Source organism: Streptomyces prunicolor NBRC 13075 (genome assembly GCF_000367365.1).
Taxonomy (GTDB): Bacteria; Actinomycetota; Actinomycetes; order Streptomycetales; family Streptomycetaceae; genus Streptomyces; species Streptomyces prunicolor.
In genome coordinates this window covers 186,233-204,759 of record NZ_BARF01000042.1, presented here as the reverse complement: position 1 = coordinate 204,759, position 18,527 = coordinate 186,233, and the positions used below count along the sequence as shown (strand labels likewise).

Sequence of the window (18,527 nt, the reverse complement as noted above, 5' to 3'; positions counted from 1 at the left end):
GCGCCCCTACAACCCCACGATCTTGTTCCACTCCTTCGCGAACTCCACCCGCTCCGTAGACGTGATGTCTCGCGCGATCGCAAGGTGCTTCCGCATCGTCGAGTCCGGGAAGATCAGCGGGTTCTCGGCCAGCTCCGCGGTGTCCTTGTCCTTGGAGGCCGCGAGGACGGCCTGCGCTGCCGGGACGGGGCAGACGTAGTTGACCCAGGCGGCGAGTTCCGCGGCGACCTCGGGGTCGTAGTAGTAGTCGATCAGCTTTTCGGCGTTCGTCTTGTGGCGGGCCAGGTCGGGGATCATCAGGGAGTCCGCCCAGAGTTCGGCGCCCTCCTCGGGGACGACGAAGCGGATGTCCGGGTTGTCGGCCTGGAGTTGGATCACGTCGCCGGAGTAGGCCTGACAGGCCAGGACGTCGCCGCTGACCAGGTCCTTGGTGTAGTCGTTGCCGGTGAAGCGGCGGATCTGGTTCCGGCTGATCTGGGTCTGTACCTGGTCGCACACCTTGTAGAAGTCGGCGGCGGTCCACTTGGTGATGTCGACGCCGTTGCCCTGCATCAGCAGCGCGAACGCCTCGTCCAACCCGGAGAGCAGGGTGACCCGGCCCTTCAGGTCGCTCGCCCACAGATCGGAGACATGGCGGATCTCGCGGCCGAGCTTGCGATGGTTGTACGCGATACCCGTGATCCCCGACTGCCACGGCACGGTGTACCGGCGCCCCGGGTCGAACGCGGGCGAGCTGAGCTGCGGGTCGAGGTACTTCGCCACGTTGGGCTGCGCGGACCGGTCCATCCGCTGCACCCAGCCGAGCCGGACGAACCGCGCGCACATCCAGTCGCTCATGACGATCAGGTCGCGGCCGGTCTGCTGGTGATTCATGAGCGCCGGGCTGATCTTGCCGAAGAACTCGTCGTTGTCGTTGATCTCCTCGATGTAGTCGACGGAGATCCCGGTCTTCTTCTCGAACGCGTCCAGCGTGGGCCGCTTCGTCTGGTCGTCGTCATCGGTGTCGATGTACAACGGCCAGTTCGCCCAGGTCAGCCGCTTGTCCTTGGCGGACAGATCGGCACCGGCACGGTCCCCCGCCTTCACATACGCGGCGGGCACACCGCACCCGGCGAGCGCGCCGAGCGCGGCGGTACCGCCGAGCGCACGCAGCATGGAGCGACGGGAGGGCGAGTACGACTTCGAAGTCTGGGGCACCCGCGCAGCATGACCCGCCGCCCCCTGCCCGATCAATGGACGCTGCGTCGAGCAGCTTCGTACGGACCCGACACCTTGTCGATCGGCTGCCTGTGAAGCAACCACACGTTCACATGCGGCGTACGCAAACAGCGCGGCCCCGGACGGTCAACTCCCGTCCGGGGCCGCGCAGTTGCTCCTGCGAGATCAGCGAATGCCTACGCGTCCAGCGACGTCATCACATGCTTGATCCGCGTGTAGTCCTCGAAGCCGTAGCCCGACAGATCCTTGCCGTACCCCGACTTCTTGAACCCGCCGTGCGGCATCTCCGCGACCAGCGGGATGTGCGTGTTGATCCACACGCAGCCGAAGTCCAGCGACTTCGACAGCCGCATCGCCCGGCCGTGGTCCTTCGTCCACACCGAGGACGCGAGCGCGTAGTCGACGCCGTTGGCCCACTCGATGGCCTGCGCCTCGTCCGTGAAGGACTGGACGGTGATGACCGGCCCGAAGACCTCGTTCTGGATGATCTCGTCGTCCTGCTTGAGACCCGAGACGACGGTCGGCGCGTAGAAGTAGCCGACCTCACCGACGCGGTGGCCGCCGGACTCCACCTTCGCGTGCGCCGGCAGCCGCTCGATGAAGCCGGTCACCTGCTTGAGCTGGTTGGCGTTGTTGAGGGGGCCGTACAGCACGTCCTCGTCGTCCGGCTGACCCGTCTTCGTCTCGGCCGCCGCCTTTGCGAGCGCCGCCACGAACTCGTCGTGGATCGACTCCTGGACCAGGACGCGTGTCGCCGCCGTACAGTCCTGGCCCGCGTTGAAGAAGCCCGCGACCGAGATGTCCTCGACGGCCTTGGCGATGTCGGTGTCCTCGAAGACCACGACCGGGGCCTTGCCGCCCAGCTCCAGGTGGACCCGCTTGAGGTCCTTGGACGCGGACTCGGCGACGGACATGCCGGCCCGCACCGAACCGGTGATGGAGGCCATCGCCGGCGTGTGGTGCTCGACCATCGCGCGGCCGGTGTCGCGGTCGCCGCACACGACGTTGAAGACGCCCTTGGGCACGATCGAGCCGATGATCTCGGCGATCAGGACGGTGGAGGCGGGGGTGGTGTCCGAGGGCTTCAGGACGACCGTGTTGCCGGCCGCGAGCGCGGGGGCGAACTTCCAAACGGCCATCATCATCGGGTAGTTCCAGGGCGCGACCTGCGCGCAGACGCCGATCGGCTCGCGCCGGATGATGGAGGTCATGCCCTCCATGTACTCGCCGGCCGAGCGGCCCTCGAGCATCCGGGCCGCGCCCGCGAAGAAGCGGATCTGGTCGACCATCGGCGGGATTTCCTCGGAGCGGGTGAGCCCGATCGGCTTGCCGGTGTTCTCCACCTCGGCCGCGATCAGCTCCTCCGCGCGCTCCTCGAACGCGGTGGCGATGTCCAGCAGGAACTTCTGCCGCTTGGCCGGGGTCTCGTCCCGCCAGGCCGGGAAGGCCGCGGCGGCGGCCGCCATCGCGGCGTCCACGTCCGCCGCTCCGGACAGCGGCGCGGTCGCGTACGCCTCACCGATCGCCGGGTTGACCACCTCGGTGGTCCGTCCGTCGGCGGCGTCCCGGAACTCACCGTCGATGTAATTGCGCAGACGACGCAGCTCGGTGCTCACTGCCGGCCCTCCAAGGTCTGGGTGTTCTGAGTGTGTCCAATCACTGAGACACCCACCCTAATCGCCCGGCCCACGTTTTCAACACCCCTGATCGCGCCAAGGCTACGAAATCCGCAAGTCTCGGCCACGTAAACAACGAATTTCATCGAAGCGGCCTTGCGGAACGGTCGAGACGTCGTGCACAGTGAAGCCGTGGCCAGTCGCAGCGCAGAACAGAGGGACTCCCGCGAGTCCAGGAACGGCAGCACTCCTCATCTGGACGCCGTCTCCCTCGCCATCATCGAGCAGCTCCAGGAGGACGGCCGCCGGCCGTACGCCGCGATCGGCAAGGCCGTCGGCCTCTCCGAAGCGGCCGTGCGTCAGCGCGTCCAGAAGCTGCTCGACCAGGGCGTCATGCAGATCGTCGCCGTCACGGACCCGCTCACCGTGGGCTTCCGCAGACAGGCGATGGTCGGTGTCAACGTCGAAGGTGATGTCGAGAACGTCGCCGACGCGCTGACGGCCATGCAGGAAGTGGAGTACGTGGTGATGACCGCGGGCTCGTACGACCTCCTCGCCGAGATCGTCTGCGAGGACGACGACCACCTGCTGGACGTCATCAACAAACGCATCCGGGCTCTCCCCGGCGTGCGCTCCACCGAGAGCTTCGTTTATCTGAAGCTCAAGAAGCAGACCTACATGTGGGGAACCCGATAACCGTGAGCAAGGACCTCAGCCGCACCGCGTACGACCACCTGTGGATGCACTTCACCCGCATGTCCTCGTACGAGAACGCGCCCGTTCCCACGATCGTCCGTGGCGAGGGCACCTACATCTACGACGACAAGGGCAAGCGCTACCTCGACGGTCTCGCGGGTCTGTTCGTGGTCCAGGCCGGTCACGGCCGCGCCGAGCTGGCCGAGACCGCCGCCAAGCAGGCGCAGGAGCTGGCGTTCTTCCCCATCTGGTCGTACGCCCACCCGAAGGCCATCGAGCTGGCGGAGCGTCTCGCGCACTACGCGCCGGGCGACCTGAACAAGGTCTTCTTCACCACCGGCGGCGGCGAGGCCGTCGAGACCGCCTGGAAGCTCGCCAAGCAGTACTTCAAGCTCCAGGGCAAGCACACCAAGTACAAGGTCATCTCCCGCGCGGTCGCCTACCACGGCACCCCGCAGGGCGCCCTGTCCATCACCGGACTCCCGGCCCTGAAGGCCCCGTTCGAGCCGCTCGTCCCCGGCGCGCACAAGGTCCCGAACACGAACATCTACCGCGCCCCGCTCTTCGGCGACGACCCGGAGGCCTACGGCCGCTGGGCCGCCGACCAGATCGAGCAGGAGATCCTCTTCGAGGGCCCGGAGACCGTCGCCGCGGTCTTCCTGGAGCCGGTGCAGAACGCCGGCGGCTGCTTCCCGCCGCCGCCCGGCTACTTCCAGCGCGTGCGCGAGATCTGCGACCAGTACGACGTGCTCCTGGTCTCCGACGAGGTCATCTGCGCCTTCGGCCGCCTGGGCACGATGTTCGGCTGCGACAAGTTCGGCTACGTCCCGGACATGATCACCTGCGCCAAGGGCATGACCTCGGGCTACTCCCCGATCGGCGCCTGCATCATCTCCGACCGCCTGGCCGAGCCGTTCTACAAGGGCGACAACACCTTCCTGCACGGCTACACCTTCGGCGGCCACCCGGTCTCCGCGGCGGTCGGCCTCGCCAACCTCGACATCTTCGAGCGCGAGGGCCTCAACCAGCACGTCCTCGACAACGAGGCCAACTTCCTCCAGACCCTCCAGAAGCTGCACGACCTCCCGATCGTCGGCGACGTCCGCGGCAACGGCTTCTTCTACGGCATCGAGCTCGTCAAGGACAAGGCCACCAAGGAGACCTTCACGGACGAGGAGTCGGAGCGCGTGCTCTACGGCTTCGTCTCCAAGAAGCTCTTCGAGTACGGCCTCTACTGCCGCGCCGACGACCGCGGTGACCCGGTCATCCAGCTGTCGCCGCCGCTGATCTCCGACCAGTCGACCTTCGACGAGATCGAGGGCATCGTCCGCCAGGTCCTCACGGAGGCCTGGACAAAGCTCTGATCGTTCAGAGGGATCTTCCTTCTGGATGATCAACACCGGCCCCGGCGCCGCCGTTCGAGTGAGAAACGGCGGCCCGGGGCCGTGTGCTGTCCGGGCTCACATCGCCCCCTCCTTAGCGTGCCAGTGACCGATCGGCCCTGCCTTCGTTCCCCCGGACGGGGGATGCGATACGGGAAAACGGATCAGAACGAGGTGTACGCCCATGGTGGCCCCGCCGGACAACGACGTGCTCTGGGCACGCGCCCTGCACTTCCAGCACAACGACGGCACGCCCGGGCTCGGCAGTGTCTCGCTCGGCGTCCGGGAGGGCGAGATCCTCGCCGTCACCGGCCCGCGCGGCAGCGGCAAGACGACCCTGCTGCGCTGCCTCTCCGGCCTGGAGCGCCCGAGCCGCGGCGAGGTCTGGTTCAACAGCGTGCCCGTGCACACCATGGGCCCGCTCACCCGGGAACGGCTGCGCCGCGACCGCTTCGGCTGGATCGACCCGGCGCCCGTACTCGTCCCGGAGCTGAACGTCTGGGAGAACGCGGCCCTCCCCCTGATGCTGCGCGGCACCAGCCGCCGCCGTGCCAAGACCGCCGCCCTGGAGTGGCTGGACCGCCTCGACATCGGCGAGCACGCCCGCAAACGCCCGCACGAACTGCGCCAGGCGGAACGCCAGCGCGTCTCCATCGCCCGCGCGCTGGCCCCGGCGCCCACGGTCCTGTTCGCCGACGAGCCGACCGCCCCGCTGCACCGCGCGGACCGCGCCCAGGTCCTGCGCACCCTCACGACGGCCGCCCGCTCGCACGGCATCACGGTCGTCCTCGCGACCCACGAGACGGAGACCGCGGCCCTCGCGGACCGGACGGTGTCGCTCCTGGACGGACGCCGTGTGAACACGGTTCACCTCCCCCCGGTCGCCGAGTCGGAGGGCCGGGCCGCGTGCTCGCTCTCCGTCTGACCCGCGGCTCGCACCCCGCCGTCCAACTGCGCCGCCTGCTGGTCGCGGTGGCCTCGGCGGGCACGGGCTTCCTCCTCCTCTGCACCCTCGGCTACGCGATCGGCCACCCCGACTCCCCCGCCGCCGCGGCCCTCCGCCTCGCCTGGTGCGCGACCCCGCTGGCCGCCACGGTCTACTTCGCGGTGGCGGTCGCCCGCACCGACCCGGCGACGAAACCCCGCCCCGGCCTCTCCGCGATCGGCCTCGGCCCGGGCCGCCTGATGGCGATCTCGGCGACGACGACAGCCCTCGCCTGCACCCTCGGCTCCATGCTGGCCCTGCTCTTCTTCCTCCACCTCCGCGGCGACCTCACGGGCATGCCCTTCGACGGAGCGGCGGCGGAGTTCCTGGCCTCGGACCAACCCCTCCCCCTCCCGGCCGCGTTGACCCTCCTCTCCTTCGTCCCGGTCATCGCCTCCGTCGCGGTGGCCCTCGTCCTACGCCCCCGCGACCTCCGCCCCGCCTCCGAGAAGGGCCCGGCACGGTCGTACGGCCGCTTCGGTGCGCAGGGCCGCCCGGGGTCCCGCGAGACCTTCGGGACGTACGGCCGCTTCGGCGCGCGCCTGCGCGGCTGTGACCGTCGTAGCGCGACGGAGGACGAGCCCACGAGTGAGCCCGCACCGGCCCCCGACCCGGACCCCTCACGCCCCGCCGCGCCCCGTGAGGCCCCGCGCGGGCTCCCCTGGGGCGTCGCGGTGCTGGCGGCCGGGCTCGCCGTGGAGGCGTACGCGAGCCGGGTGAAGGACGGCGACGGGCTGTCGCTGCCCGGCGGGCTCGCGGACGGGCCCGCGAGCGTCCTGGTCGGCTGGGTGCTCACCGCGATCGGGCTGGCGCTGGCCGGGCCCGGACTCACGCACTTGTGCGGGCGGTTGCTCCAGTCGGTCGGCCCGGGCGCGCTGCGGCTGCTGGCCGGACGGGTGCTGATGGAGGAGGCGACGCGCATCGGACGCCCGCTGGGCGTGGTGTGCGCGGTGGCGTCCGGCGGCTTCGCGATGACGGCGCTCTACGACGCGGACGCCCCGGCCTTCGGCCCGCTGACCACGCTGGGCGGGCTGGTGGTGACCGGCTGCACGGTGGCGACCCTGCTCACCGCCGCGCTGGAGGCCAAGCACGCCCGCGCCGACACCACGGCCGCGCTGCTCCGCCTGGGCGCCCCCGCCGCCATGCTGCGCAGCGCGGCGGCCCTGCGCGCGGGCGCGCTGCTCGCCCTGTTCCTCCCGCTGACCCTGGTCGTGGCCGAGCTGGCGGCTCTGCCGCTGGCCGGCCGATGAGTTTTCTGTCGGCCGCCGGTCTACCCACCGAATAGCACTTACGCCCGATGGGAGAGGCCCCAGCATGTACCAGCAGATGATCTTCGTGAACCTGGCCGTGAACGACGTCGCAGCGTCGGAGAAGTTCTTCACCGAGCTCGGCTACTCGATCAATTCCCAGTTCAGCTCCCCCGACAACACCTGCGTCGTGATCAGCGACACGATCATCGCGATGCTCCTCAACAAGCAGCGCTACAGCGACTTCACGAAGAAGGAGATCGTGGACTCGACGAAGAGCAGCGAGGTGCTGCTGTGTCTGAGCGCCGAGAGCCGTGAGAAGGTCGACGAAATGATCAACAAGGCGGTCGCGGCCGGCGGCACCGCCAACGACGACGTCCAGGACCAGGGCTTCATGTACGGCCGTTCCTTCGACGACCTCGACGGCCACTCCTGGGAGATCGTCTGGATGGACCCGGCGGCCGTCCAGGGCTGAGCAGTTGGATGCCTAGCATGGGCGCGTGCAGACGAGCCCGGCCCATGCGGCCCACCACGACGAACGCGAGATCGAGACGGTCGAGGACTTCGACGCGACCGTCTCGTCCCGCGGCACCCTCGCCGGACACCGCGTCCAGGGCGTCGATCTGACGGACCGTACGCGGGAGTTGCTCACCACGGACACCTCGGGCGCCGTCTTCCTCGGCTGCCCGATGCGAGACGAGGCGGCGGCGAAGATCCGGGGCGACGGCGCCCTGGTCTTCCCGCCCGTCCCGCACCTCCCCTTCAACCCCTACCGCGGCCGTCTCTACACGCCGGACGAGCTGTTCGCCGCGCTCGACAAGGGGTACGAGCAGACACCGGACGCGCTCGCGTACGCCTGGTTCCAGCGGACCAAGGCCGACGGCGACATATACGCGTCGATGCTGCGCGCCGTCCACGACGACTCCATCTCCGACGCCCTCGACGAACTCCTGCGCGGCGCACGGGTGGTGGGCGTCATGGGCGGCCACGCGATGGCACGCGGGACGGCGGCCTACGGCGGTGCCGCGCGTCTGGGCCGGGAGCTGAGCCGCGCCGGGTTCACGGTGGCGACCGGCGGCGGCCCCGGTGCGATGGAGGCGGCCAACCTGGGCGCGTACGCGGCGCCGTACGAGGACGCCATGCTGGAGGAGGCGTGCGAACTCCTCGCCGGATCACCGTCGTTCAGCCCCTCCATCACCGACTGGGCGGTGCGCGCCTTCGAGGTCCGCACCCGCTGGCCGAAGGGCAACCACTCGATCGGCATCCCGACCTGGTTCTACGGCCATGAGCCGCCGAACGCCTTCGCGTCGCACATCGCCAAGTACTTCGCCAACGCCACCCGCGAGGACGGCCTGTTGGCCCGCTCGAACGCGGGTGTGGTGTTCCTGCCGGGCGCGGCCGGGACCGTACAGGAGATCTTCGACAACGCGACCCCGAACTACTACGAGTCGCGCGGCGAGCCCACGCCGATGGTGCTCGTGGACCGGGAGCACTGGACGGAGCGGCTGCCGACGTGGCCCCTGCTGCGTGCACTTGCCCGGGAACGGCCAATGGAGGCCCGTATCGCCCTCGTTGACCGGATCGAGGAGGCTCCGGAGGCACTGAAACGTCTCGCAGATTAAAGTGCAGGTAAAGGCAACTGCTGTACACCGCATATGCATTGACACTGCTTACGCAGCACTTATAGACCAGTGAGACTCCTGGGGGTAGTGGTGCCTCACCTCATTGCCGCTCCATCTCCCCCTAAACCCCCCGCAGTTGCACATCCCGTGAAGGGCAAACGTGTCCATATCTCGACGTTCCGTACGCATCCTCGGTGTCGCGTCCGCCTCGGCCGCACTCGCACTGGGATTCGCGGGCAACGCGCTCGCCTGCAACATCAGCGAGTTCTCCGCCGAAGCCACCTGTGACGGCAGCAACGGTGTCATCACCGTGACCGACAAGGACGCCTCGGCCACCGAGGCCACCATCACGGTGTTCCTGGAGAACAACGGTTCCGACGCCAAGCAGATCGGCGAGGCGCAGACCGTCAAGGGCTCGGCCAAGGGCGAAATCGTCACCTTCGCCGAGAACTGGCAGCCGAACGCCACGTACCGCGTCCACGTGAAGGCCAGCAACAAGGTCGACGAGGACATCACGCCGAGCCTGACCACCCCGTCCAAGGCCTGCGAGACGGAGTCGCCCAGCCCGACCCCGAGCGAGACCTCGCCGGCCCCCTCGGACTCCGCCACACCTCCGGCCGAGTCCGACACCCCGACCCCGTCGGCCACGGAGAGCAGCAGCACCGCTCCCGCGACGACGACCGACAACGCGCCGTCCCCGGCGGCCGGTTCCTCGAACCTCGCCGAGACCGGTGCCAACTCCAACACCGGCATGATCGCCGGTATCGCGGGCGCCCTCGTCGTCGTGGGCGGCGGAGCCGTCTACTTCGGCATGCGTCGCCGCGGCGCGGCCAACGGCCGCTGATCCACCCGCTGTTGCTGTTGTGGCCCGTCCGGTTCGTGGGGACGGGCCACACGCATGTCCGTCAGGCGTCGCCGAGTACGACGATCTCGGCCGCGTCGAAGTCCACCCCGACCACGCTCCCGACCTCCGGCGCCTCCCGCAGCGCGCAGGCCGCGTCCAGCCGTGGCGCGTCCTCCGGTTGGAGCTGTACGGCGACATGGGTGCCCTTGAAGGTGCGGGCGGCGACCGTGCAGCGCAGGCCCTCGTCGGCGGGCAACAGGCGTACGCCTGCGGGGCGTACGAGGAGTGTGCGGGTGCCCTGAGGGGCGTCCTCCGGGACCGGCAGCTTGCCCCAGGGGGTGTCGGCGGCCTCTCCGGCGATCGTCGCCCCGACCACGTTGTCGAAGCCCAGGAAGCGGGCCACGAACTCGTCGGCGGGGTGCTGCCAGACCTCAAGTGGCGTACCGGACTGGGCGATCCGCCCGTCCCGCATCACCACGACCCGGTCGGCCAGCGCGAACGCCTCGCCCTGGTCGTGCGTGACCGCGAGCACGGTCGTGCCCAACACACCGAACAATTCCCGGAGTTCGACGACCAGCCGCTCCCGCAGTGACCGGTCGAGCTGGCCCAGCGGTTCGTCGAGCATGAGGAGACGGGGGCGGGGTGCGAGGGCACGGGCGAGTGCCACGCGCTGCTGCTCACCGCCGGACAGCCCGGCCACCGCACGGCGGGCGGCACCCGGCATTCCGACGAGGTCGAGCAACTCGCCCACCCGGGCGTCCTGTTGCTGCCTGGACGCCCCGTGCATCCGCAGCCCGAAGGCGACGTTGCCGGCCACGTCCCGCTGCGGGAACAGCTGATGGTCCTGGAACATCAGACCCACCCCACGCTTGTGCGCGGGCACCCCCGACTGGTCCCGGCTGTCGAGCAACACCCGCCCGGACTCGAGGGGTTGGAGCCCGGCGACCGCCCGCAGCAGCGTGGACTTGCCGCTGCCGCTGGGGCCGAGCACACACACGATCTCGTGCTCTACGACGGCGAGGTCGACGGCGTCCAACACCGGGCGCCCGCCGAACCGTACGGTCGCGCCCTCAAGGCTCAGCAGCGGCCTGTTCTGCGGCTCGCTCGGCGGCTCGCTCGGCGGCGTGTTCTGCGGCGTGTTCTGCGGCATGTTCTGCGGCATGTTCTGCGGCATCTAGAACTCCCCCGTCCGGTCGGTGCGCAGCCGCTCAAGGACCAGCAGGGCCACCGCGCACACCACCATCAGAATCGTCGAAAGGGCCATCGCCTGGCCGTAGTTGAGATCACCGGGCCGGGACAGCAGCCGGGCCACCGCGACCGGCAGCGTCGGGTTGTCGGGCCGCGCGATGAACACGGTCGCCCCGAACTCCCCCAGCGACACCGCGAACGCGAACCCGGCGGCGATCAGCAACGCCCGCCGTACGAGCGGCAGATCGACCTCGCGCCACACCCGCCACGGCGACGCCCCGAGCACGGCCGCCGCTTCCCGCAGCCGCCCGTCCACCGCCCGCAGCACGGGCAGCATCGTCCGTACGACGAAGGGGACGCCGACCAGCGCCTGTGCGAGCGGCACCAGGATCCATGAACTCCGCAGATCCACCGGGGGTTTGTCGAGCGAGATCAGGAACCCGAAGCCGACCGTCACCGCCGACACCCCGAGCGGCAGCATCAGCAGCGCGTCGAACCCCCGTACCAGCCGCCCGGCGTCGCGCCGGGTGAGGGCCGCGGCGGCGAGACCGCCGATCACCACGGCGATGGCGGTGGCGGCGACGGCGTACTCCAGCGAGTTGCCGATCGCGGCGATCGGCGGAACCAGGAAGGTGCCGCCGTCGTCGTGGGTCAGCGCCCGGTAGTAGCCGAAGTCCGCTGTGTCGAGCGACCGTTGGACCAGCACGGCGAGCGGCAGCACAAGCAGCACGAGGACGGAGCCGAGGACACCGGCCAGCAATGCCCACTGGCCGGCCCCGCGCGGGCGCCGTGCGGTCACCGACGGGTCCACGAGCCGTAGGGCGCTCTCCCGTCGCCGTACCGTCCAGGCGTGGACGGCGAGGATCGCGCCGACCGCGACGAACTGGACGATCGTGAGCACGGCCGCCGTGGAGAGGTCGAAGACCTCTGACGTCTGGCGGTAGATCTCCACTTCGAGGGTCGAGAAGGTCGGGCCACCGAGGATCTGGACCACGCCGAAGGACGTGAAGGTGAAGAGGAAGACCATCAGCGCGGCGGCGGCCACGGCGGGCCCGAGCGCGGGCAGCGTCACCTTCCGCCAGGCCCGGAACCGGGAGGCGCCGAGCATCCGCGCGGCCTCCTCCTGACGCGGGTCGAGCTGTGCCCAGAGGCCGCCCACCGTCCGTACGACGACCGCGTAGTTGAAGAAGACGTGCGCGAGCAGGATGGCCCACACGGTGGTGTCCAGCCGTACGCCCCACAGGTCGTCGAGGAGTCCGCCCCGGCCGACGAGCGCGAGGAACGCCGTTCCGACGACGACCGTCGGCAGCACGAACGGGACCGTCACGACGGCCCGCAGGACGTGTCGGCCCGGGAAGTCGAAGCGCGCGAAGACATACGCGCCGGGGAGCGCGATCAGCAGCGTGAGCGCGGTGGACGCGAGCGCCTGCCAGGTGGTGAACCAGAGGACGTGTCGAATGTCGGACTGCGCGAGTACGTCACCGATGCGCCCCAACTGCCAGGCGCCGTCGACCTTGAGACCGCGCGCGACGATCGCGGCGACGGGGTAGGCGAAGAACACCGCGAAGAACGCGACGGGCAGGGCCATGAGACCGAGCCGCGTCACGCTCCCCTTACGGGTTTTCGCCGTCTTCGGCGGGGCTACTTCAGTACGAGCGAGGTCCACGACTTGACCCACTGGTCCCGGTCGGCGGCGATCTTCGCGGGCGCCATGGTCTCGGGGTCCGGGGCCTGGCGACCGTACTTCACGAACTCCTGCGGCACCGTGGCGCCTTCGATCACCGGGTAGACGAACATGTTGAGCGGCATGTCCTGCTGGAACTGCTTGGTGAGCAGGAAGTCGAGGAACGCCTTGCCGCCCTTGGTGTTCTTGGCGTTGCTGAGCAGCCCCGCGTACTCGGTCTGCCGGAAGCAGGTGCCGTACGACACCCCGGTGGGCGCGGTGGTCGGCTTCGGGTCGGCGTAGATGACCTCGGCGGGCGGCGAGGAGGCGTACGAGACGACGAGGGGCCGGTCGCCGCCCGCCTTCTTGCCACCGGCGGAACCGGAGAACTCCTGGTCGTAGGCCTGCTCCCAGCCGTCGACGACCTTGACGCCGTTGGCCTTGAGCTTCTTCCAGTAGCCCTGCCAGCCGTCGTCGCCGTACTGAGCCGCACTGCCGAGCAGGAAGCCGAGGCCGGGCGAGGAGGTTGCCGCGTTCTCGGTGACGAGGAGGTTCTTGTACGCGGGTTTGACCAGGTCCGCGAAGGAGGTCGGCGGGGTCAGCTTGTGCTTGCTGAAGTACGCCTTGTCGTAGTTGACGCAGATGTCGCCGGTGTCGATGGGCGTGACCCGGTGCTTGGTCTGGTCGACGCGGTACTCGGGCTTGACGAGGTCGGAGCCCTTCGCGTCGTAGGACTGGAAGAGGCCGTTGTCGAAGGCGCGGGAGAGCAGGGTGTTGTCGACGCCGAAGAAGACGTCGCCCTGGGGGTTGTCCTTGGTGAGGATCGCCTTGTTGACGGCCTGGCCGGCGTCGCCGTCCTTGAGGACCTTGACCGTGTAGCCGGACTGCATCTCGAAGTCCTTGAGGACACTCTTCGAGACGGCCCACGAGTCGTGGCTGACGAGGGTGACGGTCTTGGAGTCGGAGCCGCCGCTCGTGTCCGACCCCGACCCACACGCGGAGAGCGTGACCAGGCCGAGGCCGACGAGCACAGCACAGTACTTCTTGGTGTTCACGGTGATGACCGAACTTCCTACCCAGAATGACCTGGGCGAGGTTCAGAGGGTCTGCGGCCCGATTGCCGCACTCTCAGCGCTGCGCGCTCCCCTGTCGGATATGAAGGTGTACGTACAGGTGATACGGGTGAAGATTACCGCTCGGTGGCCGCGAGCTGGCCGCACGCTCCGTCGATCTCCTGGCCACGGGTGTCCCGGACGGTGACCGGCACCCCATGGGCCGCGATGGCCTCGACGAACGCCTTCTCGTCCTCGGGGCGGGAGGCCGTCCACTTCGAGCCCGGCGTCGGGTTCAGCGGGATCAGGTTGACGTGCACCGGCTTGCCCTTGAGGAGGCGGCCGAGCCGGTCACCGCGCCACGCCTGGTCGTTGATGTCGCGGATCAGCGCGTACTCGATGGACAGCCGGCGCCCCGACTTCGCCGCGTACTCCCAGCCGGCGTCGAGGACCTCGCGCACCTTCCACCGCGTGTTCACGGGGACCAGGGTGTCGCGCAGGTCGTCGTCCGGGGCGTGCAGCGAGATCGCGAGCCGGCACTTGAAGCCCTCGTCGGAGAACCGGTGGATCGCCGGGACCAGTCCGACGGTCGAGACGGTGATCCCGCGCTGCGAGAGGCCGAGACCGTCCGGCTCGGGGTCGGTGAGGGCGCGGATGGACCGGACGACCCGCTTGTAGTTGGCGAGGGGCTCGCCCATGCCCATGAAGACGATGTTGGACAGCCGCGCGGGACCACCGGGGATCTCCCCGTCCCGCAACGCCCGCATCCCGTCGACGATCTGCTGCACGATCTCACCGGTCGACAGATTGCGGTCGAGCCCGGCCTGACCGGTCGCGCAGAACGGACAGTTCATCCCGCACCCCGCCTGCGAGCTGATGCACATGGTGACCCGGTCCGGGTACCGCATCAGCACGGACTCGACGAGCGTCCCGTCGAACAGCCGCCACAGCGTCTTGCGGGTGGTGTCCTGGTCGGTCGACAGATGCCGTACGACGGTCATCAGTTCAGGAAGCAGCGCTTCTTGCAGCTTGGCGCGCGAACCGGCGGGGATGTCGGTCCACTCCGCCGGGTCGTGCGCGAACCGCGCGAAGTAGTGCTGCGAGAGCTGCTTGGCGCGAAACGGCTTCTCCCCGATCGCGGCGACGGCTTCCTTGCGCTCGGCGGGCGTGAGATCGGCAAGGTGCCGCGGCGGCTTCTGGGCTCCGCGGGGGGCGACGAATGTGAGTTCTCCGGGCTTAGGCATGGCTGTACCAGTGTCGCAGACATACGAAGAGAGACTCGCCGCCCTGTGGACAACGAGCCCCTCACGTACAAACCCGCAGGTCAGCCGTTCAGTAGGCCAGCTGATTTTTCAGCCGGAGCCCACGAACAGCACCAACAGCAGCCACACCACCGGAGCGGTCGGCAGCAAGGAGTCCAGCCGGTCCATGATGCCGCCATGACCCGGCAGCAGCGTGCCCATGTCCTTGATGCCCAGGTCGCGCTTGATCATGGACTCGCCGAGGTCGCCCAGCGTGGCGCTGGCCGCGACCGCGAGGCCCAGGATCAGGCCCTGCCACCAGCTGCCGTCGTCGATCAGGAACTGCATGCACAGCGCGCCCGCCACCATCGCGAAGGACACCGCCCCGAACAGGCCCTCGCGGGTCTTTCCGGGGCTGATGCGCGGGGCGAGCTTGTGCGTGCCGAAGCGCCAGCCGATGGCGTACGCCCCGGTGTCGCTGACCACGGTCAGCAACAGGAAGGTCAGGACCCGCCAGGCGCCGTCGTCGGCGGTGAGCATCAGGGCGACGAACGTGGCCAGGAACGGCACGTAGAACGCCGCGAAGACGCCCGCCGTGACGTCCTTGAGGTAGCCCTCCGGCGGCTCCGTCATCCGCCAGACGAGGACAGCGAGCGCCGTGAGCGCCATGGCGACCCAGGCTCCCTCGGGACCCCGGACGTATCCGGCGACGACCATCGCCGCGCCGCCGACCGCCAGGGGCACGAGGGGCGCCTTGATGCCTTTGCGCTCCTGGAGCCGCGAGGTGAGCTCCCACAGGCCGACCACGACGGCGACCGCTATCACTCCGACGAACGCGGCCTTCACCACGAAGAGGGACGCGATGATCACCACGGCGAGCCCGACGCCGACCCCTATGGCCGCACCGAGGTCCCGGCCCGCGCTCTTCTTCTGCGGGGCGGGCGCCGGTGGCGGGACGTCGGGCATGGGCTCCGGATTCTGCGGCACCGCCCCGTAGGGCTGCGCCTGCGGCGTGTCAGAGGGCTGCGTCCGCGGGTCGTACGGCGGTTGCTGCGTCTCGTCGCGGAACAAGGGACCGCTCAGCCGAGCGGCCCCCCGGTCGTCATCCTGGTGTCCGCCGTATGCGGGCTCGTCGGGCACGATGGGCATGGGGCGAGTCTGCTGCGCCTCAGGCGCATCGTACGTGGGACCCGCCGGGGCAGCCCCCTGGACAGGCCCCTGGTCGGACGGCCCCCAGTACCCGGCTTGTGGCGGTGCTCCCCAGGAAGAGTCGTTCATCAGACCTCGAGCAGCTCCGCTTCCTTGTGCTTGAGGAGTTCGTCCACCTGGGCGACGTACTTCGCCGTGGTGTCGTCGAGCTCCTTCTCCGCACGACGGACCTCGTCCTCGCCGGACTCCTTGTCCTTGACGAGCTTGTCCAGGGCGTCCTTGGCCTTGCGGCGGACCGCGCGGATGGACACCTTGGAGTCCTCGGCCTTGGTCCGGGCGACCTTGATGTAGTCCTTGCGGCGCTCCTCGGTCAGCTCGGGGAACGTCACTCGGATGATGTTGCCGTCGTTGCTGGGATTCACGCCCAGGTCCGAGTCGCGGATCGCCTGTTCGATGTTCCGCAGCGCGGTCTTGTCGAACGGGGTCACCACGGCCATGCGCGGCTCCGGCACGGAGAACGAAGCCAGCTGGTTGATCGGCGTCAGCGCTCCGTAGTAGTCCGCCACGATCTTGTTGAACATCGCCGGGTGCGCACGGCCGGTGCGGATCGCGGCGAAGTCCTCCTTGGCGACCACGACGGCCTTCTCCATCTTCTCCTCGGCCTCGAGGAGGGTCTCTTCGATCACCACTTGCTCCTGCGTGTCTTGAGTAGGCCCGGCTGCTGTGCTGTGTCGGCGTCGGCGGCCGGCTGCGTCGCGTCTTCTTCCTGCACGGTTCCCGACCGGCAGGACATTGTCCATCCCCCGGTCAGGGTCATCAGCCCTGGCTGCCTTGGTCACCCACAAGCGTGCCGATCTTCTCACCCTTGACGGCGCGGGCGATATTGCCCTCCGCCAGAAGCTCGAAGACCAGGATCGGAAGCTTGTTGTCGCGGCACAGCGTGATGGCGGTCATGTCCGCGACCTTCAGGTCCTGGGTGATGACCTCGCCGTAGCTGAGCGAGTCGAACTTGACGGCCTCGGAGTTGGTCTTCGGGTCGGAGTCGTAGACCCCGTCCACGCCGTTCTTGCCCATCAGCAGCGCCTCGGCGTTGATCTCCAGGGCGCGCTGGGCGGCGGTGGTGTCGGTGGAGAAGTACGGCATGCCCATACCGGCGCCGAAGATGACCACGCGGCCCTTCTCCAGGTGGCGCACGGCGCGCAGCGGGATGTACGGCTCCGCGACCTGACCCATGGTGATGGCGGTCTGGACGCGGCTGTCGATGCCCTCCTTCTCCAGGAAGTCCTGGAGGGCGAGGCAGTTCATCACCGTGCCGAGCATGCCCATGTAGTCGGAGCGGGCCCGGTCCATGCCGCGCTGCTGGAGCTCGGCGCCGCGGAAGAAGTTGCCGCCGCCGATGACGACGGCGACCTCCGCGCCGTCCCGTACGACGGCCGCGATCTCACGGGCGATCTTGTGCACCACATCGGGGTCGACGCCCAGGCCACCGCCGCCGGAGAAGGCCTCTCCGGACAGCTTCAACATGAACCGGCCGCGTACCTTGCCGTCGTCGGTCTTCTGGGGCTTGGTGGTCATGACGTTCTCGCCTCTTTTACGTGGTCGCACATACGAAGAAGGCCACTGCCGGTGGGGTGTGGTTCGCATCCCATGCTCGGCAATGGCCTCCTCGTCAGATCTGCTGTCGTCCGCCACGCGCGCGTGCGCGACGGCGTACCGGCTCGACTGCTGACGACCCTAGCGGGATTCCGCGGGGCGCCGCGCGTCGATCGCGGTACGGACTCAGATGCCGACCTTGATGCGCGTGAAGCGCTTCAGGGTGACACCCGCCTCGTCCAGAACCTTCTGGACGGACTTCTTGGGGTCGAGCGCGTACGGTTGACCGAGCACCGTCGCGTCCTTGAAGAAGCCGTTGACGCGACCCTCGACGATCTTGGCGATCGCGGCCTCGGGCTTGCCCTCGGCGCGGGTGACCTCCTCGGCGATGCGGCGCTCGGACTCGACGACCTCGGCCGGCACGTCTTCCTTGGCCAGGTACTTCGGCGCGAAGGCGGCGATGTGCTGGGCGACACCGCGGGCGACCTCGGCGTTCGGCTTGTCCAGCTCGACGAGGACACCGATCTGCGGGGGCAGGTCGGGCATCGTGCGGTGCATGTACGCGGAGACGTAGCCGTCGGTGTACTGGGCGAAGCGGTCCAGGACGATCTTCTCGCCCAGGTTCGCGTTGGCCTCGTCGACGAACGCCTGAACCGTCTTGCCGGACTCGATCTCGGAGGCGAGGAGCGCCTCGATGTCGGCCGGGGAGGTGGCGGCGACGTGCTGGGCGATCTGGTTGGCGACGGCCTGGAACTTCTCGCCCTTGGCGACGAAGTCCGTCTCGCACTTCAGCTCGACCAGGACACCGGAGGTGTTGTCGTCGGCGATGACGGAGACCACGGCGCCGTTCTCGGCGGAGCGGCCCTCGCGCTTGGCGACGCCCTTCTGGCCCTTGATACGGAGCGCCTCGACGGCCTTCTCGACGTTGCCGTCGGCCTCGTCCAGGGCCTTCTTGCAGTCCATCATGCCGGCGCCGGTGAGCTCGCGGAGCTTCTTGACGTCGGCGGCGGTGTAGTTCGCCATGATCTGAA

General features: G+C 69.1%; 17 protein-coding genes. 7 read left to right on the top strand and 10 right to left on the bottom strand.

All coding sequences use genetic code 11. The features are described 5' to 3' along the window. Positions 1-6: 6 nt before the first annotated feature. A complete protein-coding gene (locus tag SPR02S_RS19820; RefSeq protein ID WP_019058730.1) occupies positions 7-1,155 on the bottom strand; it encodes a polyamine ABC transporter substrate-binding protein in 1,149 nt (382 codons plus the stop codon). Positions 1,156-1,394: 239 nt separating this feature from the next. Beyond that, positions 1,395-2,834, bottom strand: coding sequence for a gamma-aminobutyraldehyde dehydrogenase (locus tag SPR02S_RS19815; protein ID WP_019058729.1), 1,440 nt, complete (start codon positions 2,832-2,834; stop codon positions 1,395-1,397). Between the two features lie 177 nt (positions 2,835-3,011). Here SPR02S_RS19815 and SPR02S_RS19810 point away from each other — a divergent pair, with 177 nt between their 5' ends. From SPR02S_RS19810 to SPR02S_RS19780, 7 genes are all read left to right on the top strand, one after another. Further along, the gene (locus tag SPR02S_RS19810; protein WP_019058728.1) at positions 3,012-3,530 is read left to right on the top strand and encodes an Lrp/AsnC family transcriptional regulator; all 519 of its coding nucleotides are present in this window, start codon (positions 3,012-3,014) and stop codon (positions 3,528-3,530) included. Beyond that, entirely contained in the window at positions 3,515-4,894 is a 1,380-nt protein-coding gene (locus tag SPR02S_RS19805) for an aspartate aminotransferase family protein (protein WP_026150705.1), read from the top strand. The genes SPR02S_RS19810 and SPR02S_RS19805 overlap by 16 nt, the downstream gene beginning before the upstream one ends. Positions 4,895-5,096: 202 nt before the next feature. Beyond that, the gene (locus tag SPR02S_RS19800; protein ID WP_019058726.1) at positions 5,097-5,837 is read left to right on the top strand and encodes an ABC transporter ATP-binding protein; all 741 of its coding nucleotides are present in this window, start codon (positions 5,097-5,099) and stop codon (positions 5,835-5,837) included. Further along, on the top strand, positions 5,819-7,147 hold the full coding sequence (locus tag SPR02S_RS19795; RefSeq protein WP_019058725.1) for a hypothetical protein: 1,329 nt from the start codon (positions 5,819-5,821) through the stop codon (positions 7,145-7,147). The genes SPR02S_RS19800 and SPR02S_RS19795 overlap by 19 nt, the downstream gene beginning before the upstream one ends. 64 nt (positions 7,148-7,211) lie before the next feature. Continuing rightward, on the top strand, positions 7,212-7,619 hold the full coding sequence (locus SPR02S_RS19790; protein WP_019058724.1) for a VOC family protein: 408 nt from the start codon (positions 7,212-7,214) through the stop codon (positions 7,617-7,619). 25 nt (positions 7,620-7,644) lie between these two features. Beyond that, a complete protein-coding gene (locus SPR02S_RS19785) occupies positions 7,645-8,766 on the top strand; it encodes an LOG family protein (RefSeq protein WP_019058723.1) in 1,122 nt (373 codons plus the stop codon). 160 nt (positions 8,767-8,926) lie between these two features. Further along, on the top strand, positions 8,927-9,610 hold the full coding sequence (locus SPR02S_RS19780) for an LAETG motif-containing sortase-dependent surface protein (RefSeq protein ID WP_019058722.1): 684 nt from the start codon (positions 8,927-8,929) through the stop codon (positions 9,608-9,610). A gap of 61 nt (positions 9,611-9,671) precedes the next feature. On the opposite strand, the gene SPR02S_RS19775 is transcribed toward SPR02S_RS19780, so the two are convergent. The 8 genes from SPR02S_RS19775 to tsf form a co-directional block, all read right to left on the bottom strand. Then, positions 9,672-10,784, bottom strand: a complete 1,113-nt coding sequence (locus SPR02S_RS19775; RefSeq protein ID WP_019058721.1) for an ABC transporter ATP-binding protein — start codon at positions 10,782-10,784, stop codon at positions 9,672-9,674. Next, positions 10,785-12,386, bottom strand: coding sequence for an ABC transporter permease (locus SPR02S_RS19770; RefSeq protein WP_019058720.1), 1,602 nt, complete (start codon positions 12,384-12,386; stop codon positions 10,785-10,787). A 53-nt stretch (positions 12,387-12,439) separates the two neighbouring features. Next, complete coding sequence (locus SPR02S_RS19765; RefSeq protein WP_019058719.1) at positions 12,440-13,516, bottom strand: thiamine ABC transporter substrate-binding protein; 1,077 nt, start codon at positions 13,514-13,516, stop codon at positions 12,440-12,442. 134 nt (positions 13,517-13,650) lie between these two features. Then, complete coding sequence (rlmN, locus tag SPR02S_RS19760) at positions 13,651-14,757, bottom strand: dual-specificity RNA methyltransferase RlmN (protein WP_019058718.1); 1,107 nt, start codon at positions 14,755-14,757, stop codon at positions 13,651-13,653. A 108-nt stretch (positions 14,758-14,865) separates the two neighbouring features. Next, positions 14,866-16,032: a phosphatidate cytidylyltransferase gene (locus SPR02S_RS19755; protein WP_052347008.1), complete on the bottom strand. Its 1,167-nt coding sequence runs from the start codon at positions 16,030-16,032 to the stop codon at positions 14,866-14,868. Then, on the bottom strand, positions 16,032-16,589 hold the full coding sequence (gene frr, locus SPR02S_RS19750) for a ribosome recycling factor (RefSeq protein WP_019058716.1): 558 nt from the start codon (positions 16,587-16,589) through the stop codon (positions 16,032-16,034). Before frr ends, SPR02S_RS19755 begins: the two co-directional genes overlap by 1 nt. Positions 16,590-16,719: 130 nt before the next feature. After that, a complete protein-coding gene (gene pyrH / locus SPR02S_RS19745) occupies positions 16,720-17,478 on the bottom strand; it encodes a UMP kinase (RefSeq protein WP_019058715.1) in 759 nt (252 codons plus the stop codon). Positions 17,479-17,682: 204 nt separating this feature from the next. Further along, positions 17,683-18,519, bottom strand: a complete 837-nt coding sequence (tsf, locus tag SPR02S_RS19740; protein WP_019058714.1) for a translation elongation factor Ts — start codon at positions 18,517-18,519, stop codon at positions 17,683-17,685. Between the last annotated feature and the right edge of the window lie 8 nt (positions 18,520-18,527).

What these genes read in the sequence shown, in the direction of transcription:
- SPR02S_RS19800 (WP_019058726.1), top strand. Translation starts at nt 5,097, where the DNA reads ATGGTGGCCCCGCCGGACAACGACGTGCTCTGGGCACGCGCCCTGCAC.
- SPR02S_RS19775 (WP_019058721.1), bottom strand. Translation starts at nt 10,784, where the DNA reads ATGCCGCAGAACATGCCGCAGAACATGCCGCAGAACACGCCGCAGAAC.
- SPR02S_RS19755 (WP_052347008.1), bottom strand. Translation starts at nt 16,032, where the DNA reads ATGAACGACTCTTCCTGGGGAGCACCGCCACAAGCCGGGTACTGGGGG.
- SPR02S_RS19790 (WP_019058724.1), top strand. Translation starts at nt 7,212, where the DNA reads ATGTACCAGCAGATGATCTTCGTGAACCTGGCCGTGAACGACGTCGCA.
- pyrH (WP_019058715.1), bottom strand. Translation starts at nt 17,478, where the DNA reads ATGACCACCAAGCCCCAGAAGACCGACGACGGCAAGGTACGCGGCCGG.
- tsf (WP_019058714.1), bottom strand. Translation starts at nt 18,519, where the DNA reads ATGGCGAACTACACCGCCGCCGACGTCAAGAAGCTCCGCGAGCTCACC.
- SPR02S_RS19770 (WP_019058720.1), bottom strand. Translation starts at nt 12,386, where the DNA reads ATGGCCCTGCCCGTCGCGTTCTTCGCGGTGTTCTTCGCCTACCCCGTC.
- SPR02S_RS19820 (WP_019058730.1), bottom strand. Translation starts at nt 1,155, where the DNA reads ATGCTGCGTGCGCTCGGCGGTACCGCCGCGCTCGGCGCGCTCGCCGGG.
- rlmN (WP_019058718.1), bottom strand. Translation starts at nt 14,757, where the DNA reads ATGCCTAAGCCCGGAGAACTCACATTCGTCGCCCCCCGCGGAGCCCAG.